Raw genomic sequence first — 6,150 nt, 5'->3', positions numbered from 1 at the left:
AGAACAGTGGTTAGATAAGTATTTGTTAAATGATACAGCAGAGCCAGTAAAAGTAATTACCGAACCAGTGGTAAGTACTGGGCAATAGTAATAAAAATGAGTAAGTAACAGCGCGGCTACTTATAGCCGCGTTTTTGCTTTTAATATGAGAGTAAATTAATGATTGATGTAGCAGCACTTGCGGTTTTTATTCCTACGTTCTTTTTTGTGTCGATAACGCCTGGTATGTGTATGACCCTTGCCATGACACTCGGTATGAGCATTGGCGTGCGCCGCACATTATGGATGATGATAGGCGAGCTGTTAGGTGTTGCAAGTGTTGCCATAGCTGCGGTATTAGGTGTTGCAAGCGTAATGCTAAATTACCCTGAAGCGTTCGCTATTTTAAAGTGGGTAGGCGGTGCATACCTAATTTATATTGGCGTTAACATGTGGCGAGCCAAAGGAAAAATGTCGGTCGATACCTCAAAACCAAGTGACGTAAGTAGGAAGTCGTTATTTACGCAAGGTTTTGTAACCGCAATTGCTAACCCTAAAGGGTGGGCGTTTATGATTTCACTACTGCCACCCTTTATAAGTGTTGAGCATGCTGTAGCCCCTCAGCTTTTAGTATTGCTTGGCGTTATAATGACCACCGAGTTTTTAAGTATGTTAGCTTACGCAACAGGCGGTAAAAGCTTACGTTTATTTTTAAGCCGTGGTGATAATATAAAATGGATGAACCGTATTGCTGGTAGCTTAATGGGGTTAGTTGGAATTTGGCTTATTTTTGGTTAGTTCAAAAAGTAGTTGATATTATCAATTAATTTGTTATAGTTGACTTTATCATCTATTTAACGCTTAAGGCATGCCCAAAAATGAATACACCCGTATCAGCAAATCCAGTAATGGTTGAGCCTAAAAAAACACCTGTAATTTATAAAATACTGGTTATGGTAAGTATTATTACCTTAATTGGCGGTACTCTAACTGGCATTATGACTTATGTGAATGTGGGTGTTACAGAGCATTTTTATGCAGATTGGTTTACCTCATTTATAAGTGCAGTATTGGTTATGGCGCCTGTTGGTTTTGTAATGATGACCTTAATGCATAAGCTAGTTAATAAGTTATTGCCTAGTAGTAGCGAGCTAAAACGTAATTTAGTGATTAGTGTTTTTATGGCGCTGATCATGGAGTCGGTTATGGCGTTTGTTATCGCTACTAATAATATTGGCTATGCAGATATGTGTGTATTTGTAACTGGATGGGCTGAAGGATTATTAGCTGCATTACCAATAGGTTTAACTATAATGCTGATAATGTCGGTTACGGTAAAACCTAAAATAGAACGCTTTTTAAAAAGCTAATAACAAAAAAGAGCCATTGGCTCTTTTTTGTTATTTAGTGTTTACCTGCTCTTTAAATTGCGTCATTCAAAAAAGGTGCTGTTCGGCTTATTTTAGATTGAGCTACCTCTGTAGGTTTACCTTGCGCTACAATTAAGCCGCCTTCTTCGCCAGCACCGGGTCCTACATCTATAACCCAGTCACTATTGCGGGCTACTTGCATATCGTGTTCAACCATAATGACGGTATTGCCAGCATCTACTAATTTATTTAACTGCGACATTAACATTGATACATCCGATGGATGCAGGCCTGTCGTTGGCTCATCAAGAATATAAAGTGTGTTACCGCGCTGCGCACGTTGCAGCTCGGTTGCTAATTTAATACGCTGCGCTTCACCGCCCGAAAGCTCAGTGGCAGGTTGCCCTAAACGTAAATACCCAAGACCAACTTGCATAAGTGCATCGAGTGTTCGCAGTATTGCAGGTTCATTTTCAAAAAAGGTATATGCCGATTCAACCGTTAAATTTAGAATATCGCTGATGTTTTTATCACGATATGTAACCTCAAGTGTTTGCTCGTTATAACGTTTGCCATGACACACTTGGCAAGGTGAATAAACGCTAGGTAAAAACAGCAGCTCTATACTCACAAAGCCAACGCCTTCACAGTTTTTACAGCGACCTTTAGTAACATTAAACGAAAAGCGACCAGCATCGTAACGGCGCTCTTTCGCTTTTTGGGTAGAAGCAAATAGTTTACGCACATGATCAAATAAACCCGTATAGGTAGCCAAGTTTGAACGAGGGGTACGGCCAATCGCTTTTTGATTTACGGTAATAAGGCGGCTTATATTATTTATTCCTTCAATGATTTTTCCGCTGGTGTGTGTTTGCAGCTCTTGTTCGAGTAAGTCGGCTTCGTCGGTTGGCGCTTCCGTTATTATTTTTTGCCCAAGTGCTTCGTAAACAAGCTCTACTAGTGCTTGGCTTACTAGGCTTGATTTACCAGAGCCCGAAACCCCAGTAACTGTTGTCATAACACCCAATGGAAATTCTGCATTGAGTTTTTTAAGGTTGTTACGCTCAATATCAGCTAATTTTAACCACGCTTTTGGCTGCCTTTGCTCCTTTTTTTGAGCGCTGTTTTGAGTAGACTCTTGACTGGCGTTTTTAGCAAAAAGGTGGCGACCGGTGTGCGAATTTTTTATTTTTCTTAACCCTTCAACAGGGCCGCTGTAAATAATGTCGCCACCATGCACTCCTGCATCAGGGCCTACATCAACAATCCAATCGGCATGTTTAACAACGCTAACATCGTGTTCAACAACAAATACAGAATTGCCAGCCGCTATTAACTCGTCGAGCGCTTTTAAAAGTGCTTGAGTGTCGGCAGGGTGTAAACCCGCTGAAGGTTCATCTAACACGTAAACCACCCCAAATAATTTAGAACGAATTTGTGTGGCAAGTCGCAATCGTTGTAGCTCTCCGGGTGAGAGCGTTGGCGTTGTACGCTCAAGCGACAAGTACCCTAAACCAAGCATGGTTAGTGCTTCAATACGGGTGAGTACATCGCTGGCAATGCGCTGCGTAACAATGGCTTGCTCTGGATTTTTTGTATTTTTATTTACTTTGGTATTGGCGGCGTTACTTAGTTTTTTAGCAAGCTCGTTTAATGTAAGTTGAGATAGCTCGCCAATATCAAGCCCTGCAAATTTAACACTTAACGATGCTTGTTTTAATTTTTTACCTTGGCAAGTAGGGCACTGCGATATTTGCATAAACTGTGATACGCGCTTTTTAGTACGCGGGCTTTGGGTAGTAGCAAAAGACTGTAAAACAAAGCGTTTAGCGCTTGAAAAAGTTCCCATGTAGCTTGGATCTTCGTTATTTTTTATCGCATTTTGTGTTTGCTCATAGGTGTAATCTGGGTATACCGGCACAGTAGGTGTTTCGTCGGTAAATAAAATCCAATCCCGTGCTTTTTTAGAAAGTTTGTTCCAAGGTGTGTCTATGTCATAACCAAGGGAAGTAAGAATACGGCTTAGGTTTTTACCTTGCCATGCTGGTGGCCACGCTTCAATGGCGCGCTGGCGAATAGTTTTTGTATCATCTGGCACAAGTAGCTTTTCGGTTACTTCAAACACTCGGCCTATTCCTGAGCATTCTGGGCACGCACCTTGTGGCGTATTCGGCGAAAACGCATCGGCGTAAAGTATACCTTGCCCTTTGGGGTATTCGCCTGCGCGTGAGTAAAGCATGCGTAGCGCGTTAGAAATAGTTGTTATGCTGCCAACGGATGAACGAACCGACGGTGCGCCGCGTTGCTGCTGCAAAGCAACGGCAGGCGGTAGCCCTTCAATAGAATCAACATCGGGCTCATCAACTTGATCTATTAACCTACGGGCGTACGGCGATACTGAATCAAGGTAACGGTGCTGCGACTCAGCAAACAGCGTTCCAAACGCAAGCGACGACTTTCCAGAGCCCGATATCCCTGTAAAAACAACCAATGCGTTACGAGGTAAATCAACGTCTACATTTTTTAAGTTGTGAACGCGCGCCCCTCTTACTTGAATGCTGTTACTGGGATCAGATAAATCCGTTGTTGAGTTTTTATGTGTGCTTGCCATACGTTTATACTCCTGTTTAATCGCGCTTTTTACTCTAAGTTAGCTTTGAATTATTTACTCTTATCACTCGTTATTACCCCAAAGTAGCGCAAGCACACTGAATGAGCGCTTAGTCTGTAGTGGCGCAGCCAAAGCGCTGGATAAAATTGTGATGATTGTTTGTTTACATAATAGGTATGGAATGCGAATATAATTTAAACAGTTATTGTTATGTAATTTATTAGGTAATTTACTAGGTATTTTACTAGGTAATAAAAAGGAACTCACAATGAAGAAAGCCTTAGTGATCATTTTATTGGTGCTTTCGTGGGCAAGCCAAGCCGACTCTATCAACGCGCTAAATGTTGACCGTGCAGTACCAAATAGCATGCACTTATCGTTTGCAAACGATAGCAACATAACCCCTAAAAAAGGGGATTTTAAAATCGTTAATTATGTATTAATGAGCAATGAAGAGGGCGAACGCTGGGCTGTTATAACGCTAACTAACTTATCGTCGGGCAATCGAGAATTAGGCGAGGAGCACTTACTTGCACTTTTTGCTGACGGCAGCCGATTCATGCCAATGGAATTTAAACTCGGTTTCAAAGGCAACGAAACACAATCGGTAACTGTATCGTTTGCCGATTATAAATTCCCTATTTTAAGTGTGTATTCGAGTAACGATTTATAACTATACCAGCTTTAAAAGGGTATAATTTCTAATCCATAGTTTAAATACTGTTTTTATTCATAACTTTGATGAAGTGTTTGAACTTTCAACGTGTTTTTTATTAACTTCATCGTAAATGTTAATAAATTATAGTCTAACTAAATAGAAAAAGGTGTATGGATGACTTCGTGTAAAGGTAATAGGCAGGCAGTAATTATCATACATGGTATTGGCGAACAAAGGCCGATGGATACGTTGCGGAGCTTCGTCAAAAATTTATTTAGCAAAGATATAAGAAATAAACCAGATAAAATGTCTGCATCTTTCGAGTTAAGGAGGCTCCAGGTTCCTGGTAAAGGGCGATATCAACCTTTAACAGATTTTTATGAGTACTATTGGGCCCATCACATGCGAGATACAAAGTTAAGGCATGTGCTTAGTTGGAGTCGTTCACTGTTACTGAAAAGGCCTAAGAATGTAAGCAATAATTTATTACCTATTTATTATTTTTTATGGATTACTTTCTTCCCTATACTGTATTATTTTTTATCTTCTGTATTAGATTTTTTACAGGGTGGATCTTTAATAAGTTTAACTTCATTGTTAATTGTAATTGGCTTTTTATTTTTTGATTATCACGTTTTGAGAATAATTTATGGGACTATTGATGATGCCGCTCGTTATTTGAGCCCCTCTCCAGATAATATTGAACAACGTAATAAAATTAGAAAAGAAGGAATTGAACTATTAGATAAGCTTCATAAATCTAAAAAATATCGGAGAATTGTAGTTGTTGGTCATAGCCTAGGTTCTGTTATTGCTTATGATTTATTGAGGTTATATTGGGCGAGCATAGAGGTTGAGAAAAGAAAAAATACGAAAAAACAAAAATTACTCCATAGTTTTTCAAGCGATAGCAATAATATTTTATCTTGTCAAAACTATCAAACAGAGAATGAGCGCATAAAGGACTACCAAAATCTTCAAATAAAATTATGGCGCGAACTTAGGGAGAGTAATTGGCCGTGGCTAGTTACGGACTTTGTAACTATAGGTTCACCATTAGCTCATGGGAGCTTTTTATTGGCCAACGATGGCGCTGAATTTGAACAATTAAAAAAGGAAGGGGAATACCCTTGCTGCCCGCCAGTGGGTTCTAACAAGGTTTTTTATAAAAAAAACTACAGAACTCCAGACAATGGTTTAACTACATCAAGCGTACCAACTTACTCAGCTCCATTTATATGCACCCGGTGGAATAATATCTATTTCCCGCACAGAAAAATATTTAAAGGAGACTTGATTGGAGGCCCTTTAAAAAATATTTTTGGAAGAGGGGTTAACGATATTCCTGTTGGTATAAGTGGTTATTTCAAAGAGTACTTACAATCACATACCAAATACTGGTCTTATGATATAGATTCTTTTAAAGATAAAAATAAGAATCATCCTACTCAAGCTGTAAGGGATTCTATGTCACTAGGTCGGCTAAAAAATAATGAGATGTGGCCTGAACCATGATACATTTTAAGTGCTAA

Annotated in this window: 5 protein-coding genes; 4 read left to right on the top strand and 1 reads right to left on the bottom strand. The window is 39.6% G+C overall.

Going from position 1 to position 6,150, the window contains the following annotated elements; translation table 11 throughout:
- The first annotated feature begins 159 nt into the window (after nt 1-159).
- Nucleotides 160-777, top strand: a complete 618-nt coding sequence (locus H5120_RS04010) for a LysE family translocator (protein WP_182673667.1) — start codon at nt 160-162, stop codon at nt 775-777.
- Nucleotides 778-857: 80 nt separating this feature from the next.
- Entirely contained in the window at nt 858-1,349 is a 492-nt protein-coding gene (locus tag H5120_RS04005) for a DUF2798 domain-containing protein (protein WP_182673666.1), read from the top strand.
- Nucleotides 1,350-1,401: 52 nt separating this feature from the next.
- Here H5120_RS04005 and uvrA read toward each other — a convergent pair whose 3' ends face one another.
- The gene (uvrA, locus tag H5120_RS04000; RefSeq protein WP_182673665.1) at nt 1,402-3,960 is read right to left on the bottom strand and encodes an excinuclease ABC subunit UvrA; all 2,559 of its coding nucleotides are present in this window, start codon (nt 3,958-3,960) and stop codon (nt 1,402-1,404) included.
- A 268-nt stretch (nt 3,961-4,228) separates the two neighbouring features.
- Here uvrA and H5120_RS03995 point away from each other — a divergent pair, with 268 nt between their 5' ends.
- The gene (locus H5120_RS03995) at nt 4,229-4,633 is read left to right on the top strand and encodes a hypothetical protein (protein WP_182673664.1); all 405 of its coding nucleotides are present in this window, start codon (nt 4,229-4,231) and stop codon (nt 4,631-4,633) included.
- A 159-nt stretch (nt 4,634-4,792) separates the two neighbouring features.
- Entirely contained in the window at nt 4,793-6,133 is a 1,341-nt protein-coding gene (locus H5120_RS03990) for a hypothetical protein (RefSeq protein WP_182673663.1), read from the top strand.
- Nucleotides 6,134-6,150 lie beyond the last annotated feature (17 nt).

The sequence above is a fragment of the Pseudoalteromonas sp. SR43-2 genome (assembly GCF_014163885.1).
GTDB classification, from domain to species: domain Bacteria; phylum Pseudomonadota; class Gammaproteobacteria; order Enterobacterales; family Alteromonadaceae; genus Pseudoalteromonas; species Pseudoalteromonas distincta.
This window is presented reverse-complemented; position numbering and strand designations above follow the sequence as displayed.